The sequence below is a fragment of the Nonomuraea sp. NPDC005501 genome (assembly GCF_040605905.1).
Lineage (GTDB): Bacteria > Actinomycetota > Actinomycetes > Streptosporangiales > Streptosporangiaceae > Nonomuraea.
This window is the reverse complement of record NZ_JBEXDT010000137.1, coordinates 1-16,155: the sequence shown is the minus strand read 5'-3', so window position 1 is coordinate 16,155 and position 16,155 is coordinate 1. Positions and strand designations below refer to the sequence as shown.

General features: G+C 72.2%; 19 protein-coding genes. 11 read left to right on the top strand and 8 right to left on the bottom strand.

The window, feature by feature from the left end:
• Positions 1–144 precede the first annotated feature (144 nt).
• A complete protein-coding gene (locus ABZS51_RS39350) occupies positions 145–795 on the bottom strand; it encodes a GNAT family N-acetyltransferase (RefSeq protein WP_355452481.1) in 651 nt (216 codons plus the stop codon).
• A complete protein-coding gene (locus tag ABZS51_RS39345; RefSeq protein ID WP_355452478.1) occupies positions 792–1,658 on the bottom strand; it encodes a hypothetical protein in 867 nt (288 codons plus the stop codon). Before ABZS51_RS39345 ends, ABZS51_RS39350 begins: the two co-directional genes overlap by 4 nt.
• 95 nt (positions 1,659–1,753) lie before the next feature.
• Here ABZS51_RS39345 and ABZS51_RS39340 point away from each other — a divergent pair, with 95 nt between their 5' ends.
• Complete coding sequence (locus ABZS51_RS39340) at positions 1,754–2,290, top strand: CGNR zinc finger domain-containing protein (protein WP_355452475.1); 537 nt, start codon at positions 1,754–1,756, stop codon at positions 2,288–2,290.
• 33 nt (positions 2,291–2,323) lie between these two features.
• Here ABZS51_RS39340 and ABZS51_RS39335 read toward each other — a convergent pair whose 3' ends face one another.
• Complete coding sequence (locus ABZS51_RS39335) at positions 2,324–3,511, bottom strand: low temperature requirement protein A (RefSeq protein ID WP_355452471.1); 1,188 nt, start codon at positions 3,509–3,511, stop codon at positions 2,324–2,326.
• Between the two features lie 194 nt (positions 3,512–3,705).
• Between ABZS51_RS39335 and ABZS51_RS39330 the strand changes: the two genes are divergently transcribed.
• The 4 genes from ABZS51_RS39330 (at position 3,706) to ABZS51_RS39315 (ending at position 6,635) form a co-directional block, all read left to right on the top strand.
• Positions 3,706–4,461 carry an SDR family oxidoreductase gene (locus ABZS51_RS39330; RefSeq protein WP_355452468.1) on the top strand — a complete coding sequence of 252 codons (756 nt, stop codon included), beginning with the start codon at positions 3,706–3,708 and terminating at the stop codon, positions 4,459–4,461.
• 28 nt (positions 4,462–4,489) lie between these two features.
• Positions 4,490–4,912, top strand: a complete 423-nt coding sequence (locus ABZS51_RS39325) for a cupin domain-containing protein (protein WP_355452465.1) — start codon at positions 4,490–4,492, stop codon at positions 4,910–4,912.
• Positions 4,913–5,034: 122 nt separating this feature from the next.
• A complete protein-coding gene (locus tag ABZS51_RS39320; RefSeq protein ID WP_355452462.1) occupies positions 5,035–5,934 on the top strand; it encodes an RNA polymerase sigma-70 factor in 900 nt (299 codons plus the stop codon).
• Positions 5,935–5,945: 11 nt separating this feature from the next.
• On the top strand, positions 5,946–6,635 hold the full coding sequence (locus tag ABZS51_RS39315; RefSeq protein ID WP_355452459.1) for a hypothetical protein: 690 nt from the start codon (positions 5,946–5,948) through the stop codon (positions 6,633–6,635).
• A 78-nt stretch (positions 6,636–6,713) separates the two neighbouring features.
• Here ABZS51_RS39315 and ABZS51_RS39310 read toward each other — a convergent pair whose 3' ends face one another.
• On the bottom strand, positions 6,714–7,460 hold the full coding sequence (locus tag ABZS51_RS39310) for an SDR family oxidoreductase (protein ID WP_355452484.1): 747 nt from the start codon (positions 7,458–7,460) through the stop codon (positions 6,714–6,716).
• A gap of 142 nt (positions 7,461–7,602) precedes the next feature.
• On the opposite strand from ABZS51_RS39310, the gene ABZS51_RS39305 reads away from it, so the two are divergent.
• The gene (locus ABZS51_RS39305) at positions 7,603–8,346 is read left to right on the top strand and encodes a TetR/AcrR family transcriptional regulator (RefSeq protein ID WP_355452456.1); all 744 of its coding nucleotides are present in this window, start codon (positions 7,603–7,605) and stop codon (positions 8,344–8,346) included.
• An 8-nt stretch (positions 8,347–8,354) separates the two neighbouring features.
• On the opposite strand, the gene ABZS51_RS39300 is transcribed toward ABZS51_RS39305, so the two are convergent.
• Entirely contained in the window at positions 8,355–9,608 is a 1,254-nt protein-coding gene (locus tag ABZS51_RS39300; protein ID WP_355452453.1) for an FAD-dependent monooxygenase, read from the bottom strand.
• A gap of 285 nt (positions 9,609–9,893) precedes the next feature.
• Between ABZS51_RS39300 and ABZS51_RS39295 the strand changes: the two genes are divergently transcribed.
• The gene (locus tag ABZS51_RS39295) at positions 9,894–10,784 is read left to right on the top strand and encodes a helix-turn-helix domain-containing protein (protein ID WP_355452449.1); all 891 of its coding nucleotides are present in this window, start codon (positions 9,894–9,896) and stop codon (positions 10,782–10,784) included.
• 71 nt (positions 10,785–10,855) lie between these two features.
• Here the strand turns inward: ABZS51_RS39295 and ABZS51_RS39290 are convergent, their stop codons facing one another.
• Positions 10,856–11,842: an aldo/keto reductase gene (locus tag ABZS51_RS39290; protein ID WP_355452446.1), complete on the bottom strand. Its 987-nt coding sequence runs from the start codon at positions 11,840–11,842 to the stop codon at positions 10,856–10,858.
• Positions 11,843–11,952: 110 nt separating this feature from the next.
• Here ABZS51_RS39290 and ABZS51_RS39285 point away from each other — a divergent pair, with 110 nt between their 5' ends.
• From ABZS51_RS39285 to ABZS51_RS39275, 3 genes are read left to right on the top strand one after another with little or no spacing between them, the layout of a single operon-like run.
• On the top strand, positions 11,953–12,255 hold the full coding sequence (locus ABZS51_RS39285; RefSeq protein ID WP_355452443.1) for a TetR/AcrR family transcriptional regulator: 303 nt from the start codon (positions 11,953–11,955) through the stop codon (positions 12,253–12,255).
• Positions 12,256–12,278: 23 nt separating this feature from the next.
• Positions 12,279–12,692, top strand: a complete 414-nt coding sequence (locus tag ABZS51_RS39280; RefSeq protein WP_310713877.1) for a tautomerase family protein — start codon at positions 12,279–12,281, stop codon at positions 12,690–12,692.
• Positions 12,693–12,715: 23 nt separating this feature from the next.
• Positions 12,716–13,300, top strand: coding sequence for a class I SAM-dependent methyltransferase (locus tag ABZS51_RS39275; RefSeq protein WP_355452440.1), 585 nt, complete (start codon positions 12,716–12,718; stop codon positions 13,298–13,300).
• An 11-nt stretch (positions 13,301–13,311) separates the two neighbouring features.
• Here the strand turns inward: ABZS51_RS39275 and argG are convergent, their stop codons facing one another.
• Positions 13,312–14,760, bottom strand: coding sequence for an argininosuccinate synthase (gene argG, locus ABZS51_RS39270; RefSeq protein ID WP_310713873.1), 1,449 nt, complete (start codon positions 14,758–14,760; stop codon positions 13,312–13,314).
• 54 nt (positions 14,761–14,814) lie between these two features.
• A complete protein-coding gene (locus tag ABZS51_RS39265; protein WP_355452437.1) occupies positions 14,815–15,393 on the bottom strand; it encodes a thioredoxin domain-containing protein in 579 nt (192 codons plus the stop codon).
• A 188-nt stretch (positions 15,394–15,581) separates the two neighbouring features.
• Between ABZS51_RS39265 and ABZS51_RS39260 the strand changes: the two genes are divergently transcribed.
• A partial coding sequence (locus ABZS51_RS39260; RefSeq protein WP_355452434.1) for a hypothetical protein occupies positions 15,582–16,155 on the top strand: 574 nt, incomplete at its 3' end.

Below are 16,155 nucleotides of genomic sequence, written 5' to 3'. Positions count from 1 at the left end.
CTCGTACGAGCCGCCACCGAAGACAAGCCGAACATCGCCGGACTCGGCCGGGGAATGCAGCGCCTCATCGGACTGTTCAACCCGACCGTTCGCGCACTCGGCGAGACCTGGTACCAGCGCGACCGCCCCTTCGTCGCCGACGACTCAGCCTTCCGCAAGGCATTCGGCCCGGTCAAGGTCACCCCGCACGCCGACGGCATCGCCGCGACCCTCGACTGGTACCGCCACCACGCGGCTTGAACGCGTCGGCCCGGCGGCTTCGCGGCAGCCGGCGCCGGCGGATCCCGTGGTTGCGAACACCACGATGCCAGCCTCGGGGGCGGTCAGACGCCGCCAGCCGAGCCGCTCGTAGAGCCTGATCGCGTCGACCGCTCGCGGAGCGGTGAGCAGCCAGCAGGCGTCGTCGCCGTCGCGCAGCAGGTCGAGGATGCGTCCGGCCAGGCCCTGACCGCGCGCGTGCGGGCTCACCGCCAGCTCGTCCACCTCCAGCGCTCCCACCAGGCGGGTCTCCACCGCGTCGCCGAGCTCGGCGCGGACGAGGTCGTAGGAGCGGCCCACGGGGAAGGGGCTCCGGGTGCGCCATGCCGTCCCGAAACCCGCGGGCTCGCCGTGGTCGTGCGCCAGGACCGCCGTGAACCCCGGGCGGTGGACGTCCGTGCTCAGCCGCTCGGCGAAGGCGTCGGCGGCGCGCCCGTCCTCGCACCAGGGCGGCTCGCCGAACGCGGACCGGTAGATCCGCACCAGGTGGGCGGCACGGGCGAGCGCGTCCTGGCCGGTGAGGCGTTCGAGGTTCACGCGGGCACCCGCACCTTGCCGATGCCCAGGGTGCTCGTCATCGGCAGCAGCCCCGCCTCGAACACGGCACCCAGCAGGGGACGGTTGAGCTCGGCCAGGCGCTCGGCTCCCGCCTCGCCCAGCGCCTGCCACGGTCCGGCGGCCAGCTCGTCGGTGAGCCGCTCCACCTGGTCACGCAGGGCGTGCCCGGCCGGGGTGGCCCTGCCATCGGCGTCGACGAGGCCGCGGGCCGCCAGCCGTTCCCGCGCGGCGGCCCACTCCTCGGCGCTCCAGCCCCGTCCGGCGAAGCCGGCGTCCGGGGCGGCCCCGACGGAGGCGAAGGAGACCAGCGCCTCGCAGGCGTCCAGGCCGGCGGCGCTCAGGGCGGTCAGGTGCCCGTCGCCGCGGTGCTCGCGCAGCACCGTGTACGCCTGCCACAGGGCCAGGTGCGGCTCGTCCGGCCAGGGCAGGTCGAGGTTGGCCGCGGCCAGCGGCCGGTGAGCGAGCTCGGCGCTCTGCGCCGCCTTGACCGCCAGTTCGGCCGCCTCCTCCAGAGCGCCCGCCTCCGCGTACAGCGCGCGGAGCGTGCGGTCCACCGCCCGCCGCCGGGCGTCGAGCACCTGCCGCGGTGTCGCGACGGCCCAGACGGCGGGCACGTACTCGGCGATCATCGAGGGGCTGAAGCTGTAGAAGGTGGCGGCCACCAGTCTCGGGCCGGCGGCGCCCATCGGGGCCGTACGCCAGGCGAAGTAGCTCGGCCAGCGCGATCCGACGTCGTAGCCGAGCTCCGCCGCCTCCTCGAACGCGTGGGGGCTGAAGTAGAGCGTCGCGTGCACCGGCTCGATCTGATGCCACATGTGGCGCGCGAGCGATCTGGACGTCATCAAAGTCCTCACTGTCTATATAGGCTATGACGGTGACGATAGATCCATGGCGCATCACTGGTCAACTCGAAATAGACAGTTATGTTGGCAGGTGGGTGGAGCTCGCGGTCCTCCTGGTGAACTGTCTGGCCGTCACCACGGCGCACGGCCGGGCCGTCTCCCCGCCGCAATCGGGCGCGGAACGGCTCGCCGCGCTCACCGCCCGGCTGCCCGCGTCCGCCGCGCTCACCGGCGCCGACGCCGACGGGCTGGCGGAGGTCGCCGCCGAGCTGCGCCCGGTGTTCGGCGCGGACGCCGGCATCCACGGCGCCGCCACGCGGCTCAACGACCTCCTGATCCGGCACCGGGCCGTGCCCAACCTGCACGGTCACCCCGATCAGCCGCCCGTGCTCGCCTTCCACCCGGCTGACGCGACGCTCGTCGACGCGTGGGCCGCGGACATGGGCACGGCGCTGGCCATGGTCATCGGCGTGGGTCAGTCGGCCCGGCTCGGCGCCTGTCGGGCGGGCACATGCTCGCTGGTGTTCTTCGACACCACACGCAACGCCTCACGCCGCTTCTGCGACCTGTCGTGCCAGAACCGCGCCAAAGCCAGCGCCTACCGGGCCAGGAGGGCGGGCCGTACGCCCTGACACGGGCGCCTGACATGACGCCCGCCCCTCCCCCTACTCGCCGCCGCGTCCCGCGCCGACAGTGAGGACGGTCAGCACGACGCAGGCGGCCGCGATCGCCGCGACCACGGCGGGCACCCCTGCCTGCGACGCCGTCAGCGGCAGGAGCAGGATGACGACGGCGCAGCCCAGGGCCGCGACGGGACGGGGCACGGGCTTGGCCGCGATGGGAGCGTGGACCACCCCCAGCAGGACGAGGAACACCGCGGTCGGGATCGCGACGGCGTAGCAGATGGCGAGGGGGGACGCCTTGACGTCGTGCCCCGTCTGCTCGGCCGCGACCTCGAGTCCGGCGCCGAGGGCGGCCAGGGCCGCGAAGAGACCGTAGTGGCCGTACCCCCACAGGTAGGACCGATGGCGGCGGTCGCCGAGACCCTCGCCCGCCGGGGTGAGGAAGTACAGCCACCAGAGCGCGAACAGCAGGACGAGTCCGGACACGGCCATGACGACGAGGGGAGCGCTCGTACGGGCCGCTTCGAGCGCCCCTTCGACGCCTCGCGTCGCGGCGAGGACGCTCTCGCCGAGCAGGATGATCGTGAACAGGCCGTAGCGCTCGGCGATGTGGTGCGGATGCCAGGTGGTCGGTCTGGTCCGTTCCGCCCAGAGCGGCACCGCGAGCTCCAGGACGACCAGCGCGACGAACAACGGCAGCGCGGCCGGCGACGGCAACGCGCCCGTCTCGGCCAGGACCAGGCGCACTACCCAGCCCGCCTGCGCGACGGTGATCCCCACGGCGTACCGCAGCGCGGTACGGCGGCCGGCCGCATCCTCGACGCCGGCCCGCACCCATTGGGCGACCAGCGCGATCCTCATGATCAGATAACCGATCGTGACGGCGCGGAAGTCGGAGTGCACAGCGGCGGCCGGCACCCCGGCGGCCAGGACGAGCACGCCGCCCATCTGCACCATCGTCAGCAACCGGTAGGGGACGTCGTCGGTGTCGTACGACGAGGCGAACCAGGTGAAGTTCATCCACGCCCACCAGATCGCGAAGAACACCTGCAGGAACAGCACCAGCCGGGCCAGGCCGTGACCGTCGGCGACGTCATGGGCCAGCTGGGCGGTGGCGGCGGCGACCGCCACCACGAAGGTGAGGTCGAACAGCAGCTCCAGCGGGCTTGAGGCGCGGTGGGGCTCGTCGATCGCCCGTGCGCTCATCCGCACCCGGATCGCTGGTGGCACGGTCTTGCTCCTGTCTGTCCATGGCAGTCCGTTCAGCCGGCAAGACAGCGCAGCATCCCGGTCTGTGACACCTCGGTGCCGGGATCAGCGACTTTATAAGACCTTTCATCGGAGCTGTCACAGGCGGGAGTGCTGTCTGGTCTTAGCTGGTGACCGGACGGCAATCGAGGCCCCGGCGTACAGGAAGGCTTCTCATGAAGATCGTGGTGATCGGCGGCACCGGCCTGATCGGGTCGAAGCTCGTGACGACGCTCGGCGAGCACGGCCACGAGGCGGTGGCCGCGGCGCCCGGCACCGGCGTCAACACCCTCACCGGCGAAGGACTGGCCGAGGCCCTGACCGGCGCCTCCGTGGTGATCGACGTGTCCAACTCCCCGTCCTTCGAGGACCGCGCGGTGATGGAGTTCTTCGAGACCTCCACGGGCAACCTGCTCGCCGCCGAGGCGGCGGCGGGCGTCGGGCATCATGTCGCGCTGTCGGTCGTGGGAACCGAACGGCACCCCGAGATCGGCTACTTCCGGGCGAAGATCGCTCAGGAGCGGCTGATCGAGAAGTCGTCGATCCCGTTCTCGCTCGTGCACGCGACGCAGTTCTTCGAGTTCGTCCGGAGCATCGCCGACACCGCCGCGGACGGTGACACGGTGCGGATCGCGTCGGTGCTCTTCCAGCCCATCGCGGGCGACGACGTCGCCCGGCAGGTCGGCAGGATCGCGGTGGGGACGCCGTTGAACGGCAGGGTCGAGATCGCCGGGCCGCAGCGGTTCCGGATGGACGAGTTCTTCCGCGACGCCCTGGCCGCCATGGGCGACCCGCGTGAGGTGGTCACGGACCCGCACGCGCGTTACTTCGGGGCCGAGCTGACCGAGCGGACCCTGGTGCCGGGCGACGGCGCCGTTCTCGGCGAGATCACGTACGCCGACTGGCTGGGCCGGACCGCGGCCGGCGGCTGACGCGTCAGATTCCTCAAGGAGGCACATCATGTCCGGCTCCGAGCCCACGTCCCGATCGACCGCGTGGCAGACGGCGCTCACCGTGCTGCAGGAGGCTGAGCCGCCGTTCATCCCGGCGGGAGCGCACGCGATGACCGTGGTCGTCGAGTTCCCGCCCGGTGACCCCGGCACGCCGCCGCACCGGCACTCCGGCCCGGCGTTCGGCTACGTGGTGGAAGGCGAGATGCTGCTGGAGATAGAAGGCCGGCCGGAGAGGGTCGTACGCGCCGGCGAGGCGTTCTGGGAGCCGGGTGGCGACGTCATCCACTACCAGGACGGAAACAACCGCGACGACGTCCCGCTCCGTTTCACCGTCACGATGCTGTGCGAGCCCGGCATGCCGATGCTCACCCTGGTCGGCGACGAAGAGCTCGCGCAGCGTCGCGAGCGCCGCGCCCCTCGCCCGTCCTGACCCGCGGCGATACAGGCCGCGCCGCCGCTGGCGATGCAGGCCGCGCCGCCGGTGGCGTCGAGACCGCCGGACGGGCACGTGAAAGGCTGGGCAGGTCCATCCGGCGGACAGGGGTGATCATCATGGGGGATTCCGGACCGGCGAGGAACCACTCCGGTGAGCCGGGCGGCCTCGACCAGGCCGCAGGCGTCTTCGCCGGCGTGCGGCCGCGCCTGTTCGGGATCGCGTACCGGATGCTGAGCAGCTCCACCGAGGCCGAGGACCTGGTCCAGGAGGTCTGGCTGCGCTGGCAGGCGTGCGACCGCGACACCGTGGCCGACCCGGCGGCGTTCCTGGCGACGGTGACCACGCGGCTGGCCATCAACGCTCTGCAGTCGGCCCGGGTCCGCCGCGAGACGTACATCGGCCCGTGGCTGCCCGAGCCGGTCGACACCAGCGCCGACCCGTACCTCGGCGCCGAGCGCGGCGAAGCCCTCGGCTTCGCGGTCCTGCTCCTGCTGGAGCGGCTCACGCCGACCGAACGGGCGGCGTACGTGCTGCGCGAGGCGTTCGACTACCCCTATCGGCAGATCGCCGACATCATCCAGGTCAGCGAGGTGGCGGCCCGGCAGCTCGTCAGCAGGGCCCGCAAGCACCTGCTCTCCGGGCGCCGCGCGCCGGTGACCGGGGCCGAGCAGCGCAGGCTGCTCACCGCCTTCGTCGCCGCCGCCCGTTCCGGCGACCTCGCCACGCTGGAGGAGCTCCTCGCGGCGGACGCGATCAGCTACTCCGACGGCGGCGGCGCCGTCCGGGCCTCTCGCATCCCCGTCGTGGGCGGGCCTCGCGTGGCGAAGTACGTCAGAGCGTTCGCGGACCGCTTCTGGGCCGGGGTCGAGGTGGAGTGGGGCAGCGTGAACGGCCAGTCGGCCGCCGTGCTGCGCCGCGACGGCCAGGTGTTCACGGTGCTGACGGTCAACGCCTCCGGCGAGGGCATCGACCAGGTGCTGTGGATGATGAACCCCGCCAAGATCAGTACCCGCTGAGGCGGCCGGCCATGACCGACCCGGGCGCCGTCTCCCTGGTGGAGATGCTGGAGGAACGGCAGCACCTGCTGGACATCGCGGGGCGGATGTCGGGCTCCGCCGCCATGGCCGACCGCGTCGTCCGCGAGACCTACCGCCGGTGGTACGCCCTCGGCGACGACGAACGCGCCGGCATCGCGGTGCCGCGTGCCTGGCTGACCCGGGTGGCGCAGGGCATCTGCCTGAGCTCGCTCGCCTCGGGCGTCCCGGAACCCCGCTCGGCGGCGCCGCCCGTGACCGGCGTCCCCGTTCGCCGGCCCGATCCTGTCGCCGGTCCGGCACCACGCGACCCCGCCATGGTGGAAGGCCACGACCGCGTCGTGCGCCGTTTCGCCGCGGCGTGCGGCGCGGGAGACGCAGGCGCGCTGAAGGCGGTGCTGGCCGCCGACGCGGTGGCGGTGAGCGATGGCGGCGGCCGGGTGCGCGCCGCCGCCCACCCGACCCACGGCGCGGCCGCGGTCGCCCGCTTCGTCACGGCGTTGCTGGCCGGCCGCCCGGGGCCGGTCGTGGCCGTCGAGTCCGTGAACGGCCGGACGGGTCTGGTGCTGCGCCGGGACGGCCGGGCGGTGGGGGCGGTCAGCGTGAGCGTCGACGGTACCGGGGTCACCGCCGTGTGGATCGTGCTGAACCCCGACAAGCTGCACAGCTGGCACCACCCGTGACCAGCGCGCGGCTGGGGTCGCGCGGCATGCTCATGGAGCCCGACGGCGCCGCCGGGAGCCGATGCGCGGCAGCGGAGGCTACATCGTCGTCCCGCCTGAGACGTCCAGGCGGTGTCCGGTGATGTAGCGGCTGTCGTCGGAGGCCAGGAAGGCGACGGTGTCGGCCACGTCCTCGGGCGTGCCCAGCCGCCCGAGGGGCGTCTGCGACGACAGCCAGGCCAGGGCCTCGCCGACCAGGCGTCCTTGGTGCATGTCGGTGTCGATGACGCCGGGGGCCACGAGGTTGACCGTGATGCCGCGTGGCCCTAGCTGCTTGGCCAGGGCGGTGGTCATGACGTCGAGCGCGGCCTTGGACATGGCGTAGTCGATCGCCCGGGGCATGGCCGCGCCCCGGGTCAGCATCGTGCCCACGGTGACTATCCGCCCGCCGTCGCGCAGCCGCGGCAGGGCGAGCTGGGTGATGAAGAACGGGGCCGCGGTGTTGACGGCGAACAGGCGCTGGAAGCCCTCCCGGGTGACACCGTCGATCTCGCTCTGGCCGCCGAGGACGCCCGCGTTGTTGACCAGGATGTCCAGCCCGTCGGCGTGGGCGTCGAAGCCGGCCCACAGGGCTTCGGCGTCGCCTGGCGCGCCCAGCTCGGCCTGGACGGCGAAGGCCCGTCCGCCGGCCGCTTCGACGGCGGCGACGGTGTCCTCGGCGGCCGCGTGGTTGCTGCCGTAGTGCACGGCGACGCGAGCGCCTTCGCGGGCCAGCCGGGTGGCGATCGCGCGGCCGATCCCTCGGCTCGCGCCGGTCACCAGCGCCGTCTTTCCGGTCAATCTCATCATGATCATGCCTTTCGGTGCCCGCCGGCGATCGTGAAAGGTCTCGGCGGACTGAACAGGGTGCGCTGTTTCGCGTACTGCGTACTCGAAACGGACCATAGTCATTCAGGTACGATGTACGCAAATGAGGGAGGAGGTGCGCATGGCCGACCAGGAACCGATGAGCATCTGGACGCGGCCGGAGCGGCACGAGCGTTCCGGACCGGGACGGCGCCCCGGCTACAGCCGCGAGCAGATCACCCGGACGGCCGTCCGGATCGCCGACGCCGAAGGGCTGGAAGCCGCCACGATGCGGCGGATCGCGTGCGACCTGGGCACCGGCGCCATGTCGCTCTACCGCTACGTGCCCCGGCGCGACGACCTGTCCGACCTCATGATCGACCTGGTGATGGGCGAGATCGAACTGCCTGACGGCCCATCCGGTGACTGGCGATCCGACCTGACGCTGCTGGCCTGGCGGATCCGCGCCGCGGGTCTACGCCATCCCTGGCTGATCGGGCTGCTCACCAGCCGGCCGACGCTGGGACCCCACCTGCTGCGCGTGCACGAGTTCGCGCTCGCCGCCTTCGACCGGATGGGACTCGACATCGACGACATCACCGGATTCGTCGGCATGGTCGACGACTACATCCACAGCGCGATCCGCCGCGAGATCGGCTGGCTGGAGGAGGCCAGCCGTACCGGCCTGGACCCCGAACGCTGGAAGCGGGACTACATGGGACCGTACGTGCGCCAGGTGGTCGAATCCGGCGCCTTCCCGCTGTTCAGCCGATCGGTTGTCGAGTCCCGCACCGCCCACCTCGCCCCCGACGAGCGCTTCCGGCACGGGCTCGACCGCATCCTCGACGCCGTCGCCGCGCTCGTCCCGACGCTCCGCTCCCGGTGAACAGGAAGTCACGGGTACAGCTCCCGCCCATCAGCCCCGGCCCGGCCTCCTGCTGCGGTGGGCAAGGGTGGGTAGTCGTCGACGGTCATGGCGTTGTGGAGGCGTGCGCTCCTGGTGGTGAGGCGGAGGAGGGCGCGGCTGGGCCCCGCGGGCAGGGCGGAGATCAGGCGGGCGCCCTGAGCCAGTCCCTGCACGCCGAGGCGGGACGTGGGGATCAGGGTCTTCGCCGCGCTCAGCGCGGCGGCGCGGCTGCCGCGCACGTACTCCGCCATCGCGCGCTCGTAGGCGGGGAAGGCCCGCTCGTGGTCACCGCCCGCCCGCGCCAGCTCCCCCGCCAGGACGTACGCCCCGACGACCGCCAGGCTGGTGCTGCCGCCCACGGCCGGGCCGGGGCAGTACCCCGCGTCGCCGACGAGCGTCACCCGCCCCCGCGACCAGGTGTCCATGCGCAGCTGGGTGATCGAGTCGAAGTAGAACGCCGGGGTGCGGTCGAGCTCGTCCAGCCAGCGGTCCACCTCAGGGTGCATGCCGCCGAACGCACCGCGCAGCAGCTCCTTCTGCCGGGGCACGTCGCGGTGGTGGTGGCCGAGCTCGCGCTCGCTCCGGAACAGGAACAACGCCCGCGCGTCGCCGAGGTGCCGCGCGCCGTACATGCCGGCGGTGCGGCCGACGCCGACGTGCATGAGGAGCTCGCCGTCGAGGCCGGAGGCGTTGGGCAGGGTCAGCACCCCGAGGTAGGCCCCGACGAAGGCGCTGAAGCGGGACTCCTCGCCGAAGACGAGGCGGCGCACGTTGGAGTGCAGCCCGTCCGCGCCGACGACGAGGTCGAAACGGCGCGGCGCGCAGTTCTCGAACCGCACCTCGCCATCGGGCGAGATCGCGGTGATCGAGTCGCCGAAGATGTACTCGACGTCGTCGCGGGCGGCGTCGTAGAAGATCTCGCTCAGGTCGTCGCGCATGATCTCGACGTGCCGGTCGGAGGTGGCGCTGAAGATCTTGGAGAGGTCCACCCGGACGGGACGCCGAGCGCCCTCCCGGTGGACGGTCATCCGGTTCGCTCCGGTGGCCCGCTCCTCCACGCGCGGGAGCACCCCCATCTTCTCCGAGATGTTCATCGCGGGCCGGAACAGGTCGACCGCGTGGCCGCCGGTCCTGCGCAGAGCCGGCGCGCGCTCGACGACGGTGACGGAGAAGCCGTACCTGGTGAGCCAGTACGCCAGCACCGGACCGGCGACGCTGGCGCCGGAGATGAGAATCCGCATGGCAACCCTCCTTGTCGTTCAGTCCGCCCGTACGGCGTGGCGCACGCCGCCGTTCACGTACGGACCGCCGTCGGAAACAGTCGTGAGCCCACTGTCGCCGCCGGTGCCCGCCGGTGGATTGGACGAATGTTCCCTCCGCCCGCTCGTTCGGAGCGGGTCGATGGGAACGCGGAACTCGTGCGCGGGGACCTGGGCGAGGCCGTTCAGCGGCTCAAGCGGGAGCCGGGCAAGGGGCCGGCCGGTAGCCATCGGGCTGTTCAAGCGACATACCACTAGCATGAGACGGTGCGGACGTTCATGCACGGTACGGCTGTGTGGGGCGTCGCGTGCCCGCGGCGGCCCAGCCGGGTCGCCGGGGTCACCATGGCCGGGTTCCGTGTCCACGACCTGGACGCGCTCCGGATGGTCCCGCACCCGGCCGTGACGCTGCTTCTGGACTTCGGCGCCGGTTCGCCCGTCGTGGACGATGCCGCCGGGCGGCAGCAGCGGGGAAGCATCGTCGCCGGGCCCGGGATCGGATCCGGCGGCGCGGTGTGGGCGCGCGGTGAGAACGTCGAGTGCTTGCAGGTGCGGCTGTCCCCGGTGATCGCCCGCGCGGTCCTGGGCGCCTCCCCCGCCGACCTCGACGGCGCCCTCGTGTCCCTGGGCGACCTGTGGGGCCGGGAGGCGTCACGGATCCGCGAGCGACTGGGCGATGTCTCGTCGTGGCAGGATCGCTTCGCGTTGACGGACGCGCTGCTCGCCCGCCGGTACGCTGCGGGGCCGCCGGTGGACCCGGAGGTGGCCTGGGCCTGGCAGCGGATCGTCGGCAGCCGTGGCCTGGCCCGGGTCGACGGACTCGCGGCCGAGATCGGCTGGAGCCGCAAGCGGCTGTGGTCCCGGTTCCGCTCGCAGCTCGGCCTGCCGCCCAAGCGCGCGGTGAAGCTGGTCCGCTTCGACCATGCCGCCCACCGCCTGGTCGCGGGTGAGGGCGCGGCCCGGGTCGCGGCCGACTCCGGCTACGCCGACCAGTCCCACCTGCATCGCGATGTCATGGCGTTCACCGGGGCAACCCCCGCGACGGTGGCCGGCGAGCCGTTTCTCGCCGTTGACGACATCGCATGGCCCAGCCGCGGAGCACCCGCCGAGCCTCACGTCTCCCGGGATCTCTCCGGCTCGCTCGCCGGCCGGAGGTGAGACGGCCACCGCTGTGAACGTCGCCGCGGCCACCTGCGCGGGCCAGGTCCGGGTGGGGCGGCGCGGCGGGCTCAGCCGTTGACGAAGGTGAGGCTCGTCGCGTCGTAGCGGGTGCCCGCGACCTGCTCGGGCGGGGCGGCGGCCTCGATGGCGGCGAGGTCCCCGGCCGACAGCTCGATGTCCAGGGCCGCGAGGTTCTCCTCCAGGTACCGCTGCCGCCGGGTGCCGGGGATCGGCACCACGTCGTCGCCCCGGTGCTGCACCCACGCCAGGGCGAGCTGACCGGCGGTGACTCCCCTCGCCGCGGCCAGCTCGTTCAGCTTCGCGACGATCGCCAGGTTGCGTTCGAGGTTGCCGTCGGCGAACCGCGGCTGGCTGCGCCGCACGTCGGTCTCCGCCAGCCCCTCGACCGAGCTGTACCGGCCGGTCAGGAAGCCGCGCCCGAGCGGCGAGAACGGGACCAGGCCGATGCCGAGCTCGCGGCAGACCGGGGCGATCTCCGCCTCCAGGTCGCGGGTCCACAGCGACCACTCGCTCTGCAACGCGGCGATCGGGTGCACCGCGTGCGCCCGCCGGATGGTGCTCGCGCCGGCCTCGGACAGCCCGAGGTGGCGGACCTTCCCGGCCGCTACCAGCTCGGCCATGGCGCCGACGGTCTCCTCGATCGGCACCTCCGGGTCGACCCGGTGCTGGTAGTAGAGGTCGATGTGGTCGACCCCGAGCCGGCGCAGCGACGCCTCGCACGCCTGCCGCACGTAGGCGGCGTCGCCGCGGATCCGGGTGGGCTCGCCCAGGCGGTTGGCGAAACCGAACTTCGTGGCCAGCACCACCTCGTCCCGGCGCCCCGCGATGGCCCGTCCGATCAGCTGCTCGTTGTGCCCGACGCCGTAGAAGTCGGAGGTGTCCAGGAAGGTCACCCCCAGGTCGAGGGCGTGGCGCAGCGTCGCGATCGACTGCGGGTCGTCCGCGGCGCCGTAGCCGTGACTCATGCCCATGCAACCCAGGCCTTGCGCGGAGACCGCCAGTTCGCCCAGGTGCCGGGTGGGGACGTCGATCATGCTGCTGCCTCCAGGGCTCGGAACCGTGTGCCCATGACGCTAGGCGTTGGAGCGCGCTCGAAGGCAAACGCCGCTCGCTTCTGTACCTACTAGTATGTACGATGGCGATCGTGGACACGAGAGAACGCCTCATCGAGAGCATCCGCGAACTGCTGTGGGAGCGCGGCTACGTGGGCACCTCCCCCAAGGCCATCCAGCAGCGGTCCGGAGCCGGCCAGGGCAGCATGTACCACCACTTCCGCGACAAGCCCCAGCTCGCGCTGACCGCGATCAGCCGCAGCGCCGAGGAGTTGCGCACCCGGGGCGAGACGGTGCTCGACGGCCCCGGGACCTCGCTGGAGGGGCGACGCCGAGGTGTACGCGCAGGCCGTCGCGGCGCGCTCGGCCTGCTCGCCGGGCACGCCCGCCACTGACCGCACCCCTGGAGAGGACGAACATGCCCTTTGTACGCATTGACGCGATCCGTGCCGACGACAAGCGGCTGGAGGCCCTGGGCCGGGCCGTGCACGACGCCCTGGTCGAGGCCATCGGCATCCCCGCGGACGACCTGTTCCAGGTGCTGACCGGCCACGACGGCACGCGGAGCATGATCCGCTACGGCGCCGAATACCTCGGCGTACACCGGGACGACGACGTCGTGTTCGTCGCCGTCACCATGCGCTCCGGCCGCACCGCGGAGCAGAAGCAGGCCCTCTACCGCAGGATCGCCGAGCTGGCCGAGGAGTACGCGGGCACCGAGCCGCGGAACGTCCTGGTCAAGATCACCGAGAACGAGTCGATCGACTGGTCGTTCGGCGACGGCGTGGCCCAGTACGCGCGGGCCGATCTCCGCGGTGGCGGCATCTCGTAGGGAGGCGGGGCAGAATCCAGCCCATGGATGTCACGCTGCGAAAGACGATCGCCGAGCTGAACGAGGCCGCCGCCCGGCACGACGCCACCCGGCAGGACCGGCTGGAGCGGTGGCGGGTGCTGGAGCCCGACGCCGGGGAGTTCCTGTGGTTCCTGGCCCAGAGCACCGGGGCCAGGATCATCGTGGAGGTCGGCACGTCGCGCGGCGTGTCGACGTTGTGGCTGGCCGACGCCGCCCGAGCGGTCGGCGGGCACGTCCTCAGCCTCGACACCGACGCCGACGCCCAGGGGCACGCCCGCCGCGCGGTGACCGACGCGGGGCTGGCCGACCACGTCGACTTCCGTGTCGAGGACGGCGGCACCGCGCTCGCCCGCATGCCGGACGGCGCGGTGGACCTGCTCTTCCTCGACGCCGAACGCACCGAGTACGCCTCCTGGTGGCCGCACCCCTACCGGGTGCTGCGCCAGGGCGGCGTGCTCGTGGCCGACAACGCCCTGTCCCATTCCGAGGAGATCGCCCCGCTGCACGACCTCCTCCTGCGGCAGCCGCACATGACCGTCACCACGATCAACGTCGGCAAGGGCGAGCTGGTCGCGCTCCGACGCTGACCGGGTGCGGGTCAGTCCGTCCCGGACTCCATCGCGGCGTGGTCGAGCAGCTCGTCGTCCTCGGGGACCTCCCCGCGGGAGGCGATCGCCTCGGCCCCGCCCTCGGGCATCGCGCCGATCAGCCCGGTCGTGGCCGCCGGCGGGGTGCCGATCAGCGTCGTCTGCGGGCTTCCGACCATGCCGAGCCTGGCGTACTGCTCCAGCTTGGCGCGCGAGTCGGCGATGTCGAGGTTGCGCATGGTGAGCTGGCCGATGCGGTCGACCGGCCCGAAGGCGGAGTCCTCGGTCCGCTCCATGGACAGCTTGTCCGGGTGGTAGCTGAACGCCGGGCCGGAGGTGTCAAGGACGGAGTAGTCCTCGCCGCGGCGCAGCCGCAGCGTCACCTCGCCGGTGATCGCCGTCCCGACCCAGCGCTGCAGTGACTCGCGCACCATCAGCGCCTGCGGGTCCAGCCAGCGGCCCTCGTACATCAGCCGGCCCAGCCGCCGGCCCTCGATGTGGTAGCTGGCGAGGGTGTCCTCGTTGTGGATCGCGTTGACCAGCCGCTCGTACGCCGCGTGCAGCAGGGCCATGCCCGGCGCCTCGTAGATGCCGCGGCTCTTGGCCTCGATGATCCGGTTCTCGATCTGGTCGGACATGCCCATGCCGTGCCGGCCGCCGATGGCGTTGGCCTCCAGCACCAGGTCGACGGCGGAGGAGAACTCCTTGCCGTTGATCGTCACCGGCCGGCCCTGCTCGAAGCCGATCGTCACGTCCTCGGCGGCGATCTCGACCTCGGGGTCCCAGAACCGCACGCCCATGATCGGCTCGACGATCTCGATGCCCGCGTCGAGGTGCTCCAGCGCCTTGGCCTCGTGGGTGGCGCCCCAGATGTTGGCGTCGGTGGAGTAGGCCTTCTCCGTGCTGTCCCGGTACGGCAGGGCGCGGGCGAGCAGCCACTCGGACATCTCCTTGCGGCCGCCCAGCTCGCTGACGAAGTCGGCGTCCAGCCACGGCTTGTAGATCCGCAGGGAGGGGTTGGCGAGCAGGCCGTAACGGTAGAACCGCTCGATGTCGTTGCCCTTGAAGGTGGAGCCGTCGCCCCAGATCAACACGTCGTCCTCGAGCATCGCGCGTACCAGCAGGGTGCCGGTGACGGCCCGCCCGAGCGGGGTGGTGTTGAAGTAGGTGCGGCCGCCGGAGCGGATGTGGAAGGCCCCGCAGGCCAGCGCCGCGAGTCCCTCTTCGACGAGGGCCGCCCGGCAGTCGACCAGCCGGGCGATCTCGGCCCCGTAGGCGGTGGCGCGACCGGGCACCGAGGCGATGTCGGGCTCGTCGTACTGGCCGATGTCGGCGGTGTAGGTGCAGGGCACTGCACCGTTCTCGCGCATCCACGCGACCGCTACCGACGTGTCGAGGCCGCCGGAGAAGGCGATGCCGACACGTTCACCGACAGGCAGGGAGGTGAGTACCTTGGACACGAGCAGAAGTATATACACACCAATGCATGGCCATGCAAAGCAGCGCTCGCCGGATCACGGCATGGCGGCCGCCACCGCGACGGTGATCGTGCGGGGATTGGCCGGTACGGCGACGCCCTCCACCAGGACGGTCGGCGTTCCGCTCACCCCGCGCCGGATGGCCTCGGCCGTCACGTACGCGGTCCAGTCCAGGTAGGCGCCCGAGTGCACGCACGCGCCGAACGACTGGATGTCGAGCCCCACCGTGCCGCCGAGCTCGACCAGCTCGTCGTCGGTGAGCCCCGGACCTCCCTCGGGAGGCTGGTTGGCGAAGAGCGCGGCGGCGTACGGCACGAACCTGCCGCCGTCGGAGGCGCAGCCGGAGGAGGCGGACGCGCGGGAGGAGTAGCGGTTGGTGGACAATCCGTCCAGGAACCCCATCGGGTGGTAGACCAGCCTGATCGCGTGGTCGGCCACCAGGTCGCTGAGGACCGGCCCCGACGCCTGCTCGAACATCCGGCAGAACGGGCACAGGAAGTCGATGTAGGCGTCCACCCTGACCGGGCCGTCGCCGACGACGATCCCGTCCCCGCTCTCGGAGACCCCGGCCGGCACATGGTTGGGCGCCCTGATCACGTGCGCTGGTGTGCTCATGCGTTTCCCCTTCTGGCCTCTTTCTGGCCTCTTTCTGGAACGTTGAGGTGGAGCCTTCGTACCCCCCGCCCTCGAAGGCTCCGCCAAGAACGGCCAAAAAGGCAGCGACGAACCGGCTATTTACGGCGTGCCGGAAGAAGCCGAGCGCCGGACCACGGCGGTCGCCGCCCCATGAGAAGATCAACATCATGACTGGTCTCCCCGACCTGGGCCGCCGCGATCTTGAAGAACTCCGGACGACGACCGACCCCGTGGCCGGGGCTCCCAGCATCGGGCAGATCGCCGGATTACGGCCGCGCCGCCGGCCCGGTGACGGCGGCGAGGTGAGCCATGCCGACGTCGACCTGCTGGACGCGCTGGACCCGTGCGACCGGCGTACCGTGGCGGGCTGGCTCGAAGCCGGGTCCTCCCCCGGCACGCGCCGCGTCCGCCTGCGGGAGATGGCCTCGTTCCTGCGCTGGCTGCGCGTCGCCGAGCCGGACGCCGACCTGCTCGCCGTCACCGGGCCACAGGTGGACCGCTACTGCGACGCGGCGCTCGACGGCCGCCTGCCCGGAGGCGAGGCCGGGCCGGGCAGGTCCCTGGCGGACGCGACGGTGGCCAGGAAACGCGCCGTCCTGACCTCCTTCTACGTCTTCGCCTGGCGATGCGGCGCCACGCGGGCCGGCGTCCCGATGCACGGCCACTGGATCACCGGCTTGCCGGCCCTCACCTCTCCCTGGCCCACGGCCAGACACATTCCGGTCGCGCCGTTGACGTACT

Coding starts and splice junctions, on each gene's coding strand:
- ABZS51_RS39345 (WP_355452478.1), bottom strand. CDS start 1,658: ATGACGTCCAGATCGCTCGCGCGCCACATGTGGCATCAGATCGAGCCG.
- ABZS51_RS39330 (WP_355452468.1), top strand. CDS start 3,706: ATGAAGATCGTGGTGATCGGCGGCACCGGCCTGATCGGGTCGAAGCTC.
- ABZS51_RS39325 (WP_355452465.1), top strand. CDS start 4,490: ATGTCCGGCTCCGAGCCCACGTCCCGATCGACCGCGTGGCAGACGGCG.
- ABZS51_RS39320 (WP_355452462.1), top strand. CDS start 5,035: ATGGGGGATTCCGGACCGGCGAGGAACCACTCCGGTGAGCCGGGCGGC.
- ABZS51_RS39315 (WP_355452459.1), top strand. CDS start 5,946: ATGACCGACCCGGGCGCCGTCTCCCTGGTGGAGATGCTGGAGGAACGG.
- ABZS51_RS39310 (WP_355452484.1), bottom strand. CDS start 7,460: ATGAGATTGACCGGAAAGACGGCGCTGGTGACCGGCGCGAGCCGAGGG.
- ABZS51_RS39305 (WP_355452456.1), top strand. CDS start 7,603: ATGGCCGACCAGGAACCGATGAGCATCTGGACGCGGCCGGAGCGGCAC.
- ABZS51_RS39300 (WP_355452453.1), bottom strand. CDS start 9,608: ATGCGGATTCTCATCTCCGGCGCCAGCGTCGCCGGTCCGGTGCTGGCG.
- ABZS51_RS39290 (WP_355452446.1), bottom strand. CDS start 11,842: ATGATCGACGTCCCCACCCGGCACCTGGGCGAACTGGCGGTCTCCGCG.
- ABZS51_RS39280 (WP_310713877.1), top strand. CDS start 12,279: ATGCCCTTTGTACGCATTGACGCGATCCGTGCCGACGACAAGCGGCTG.
- ABZS51_RS39275 (WP_355452440.1), top strand. CDS start 12,716: ATGGATGTCACGCTGCGAAAGACGATCGCCGAGCTGAACGAGGCCGCC.
- ABZS51_RS39265 (WP_355452437.1), bottom strand. CDS start 15,393: ATGAGCACACCAGCGCACGTGATCAGGGCGCCCAACCATGTGCCGGCC.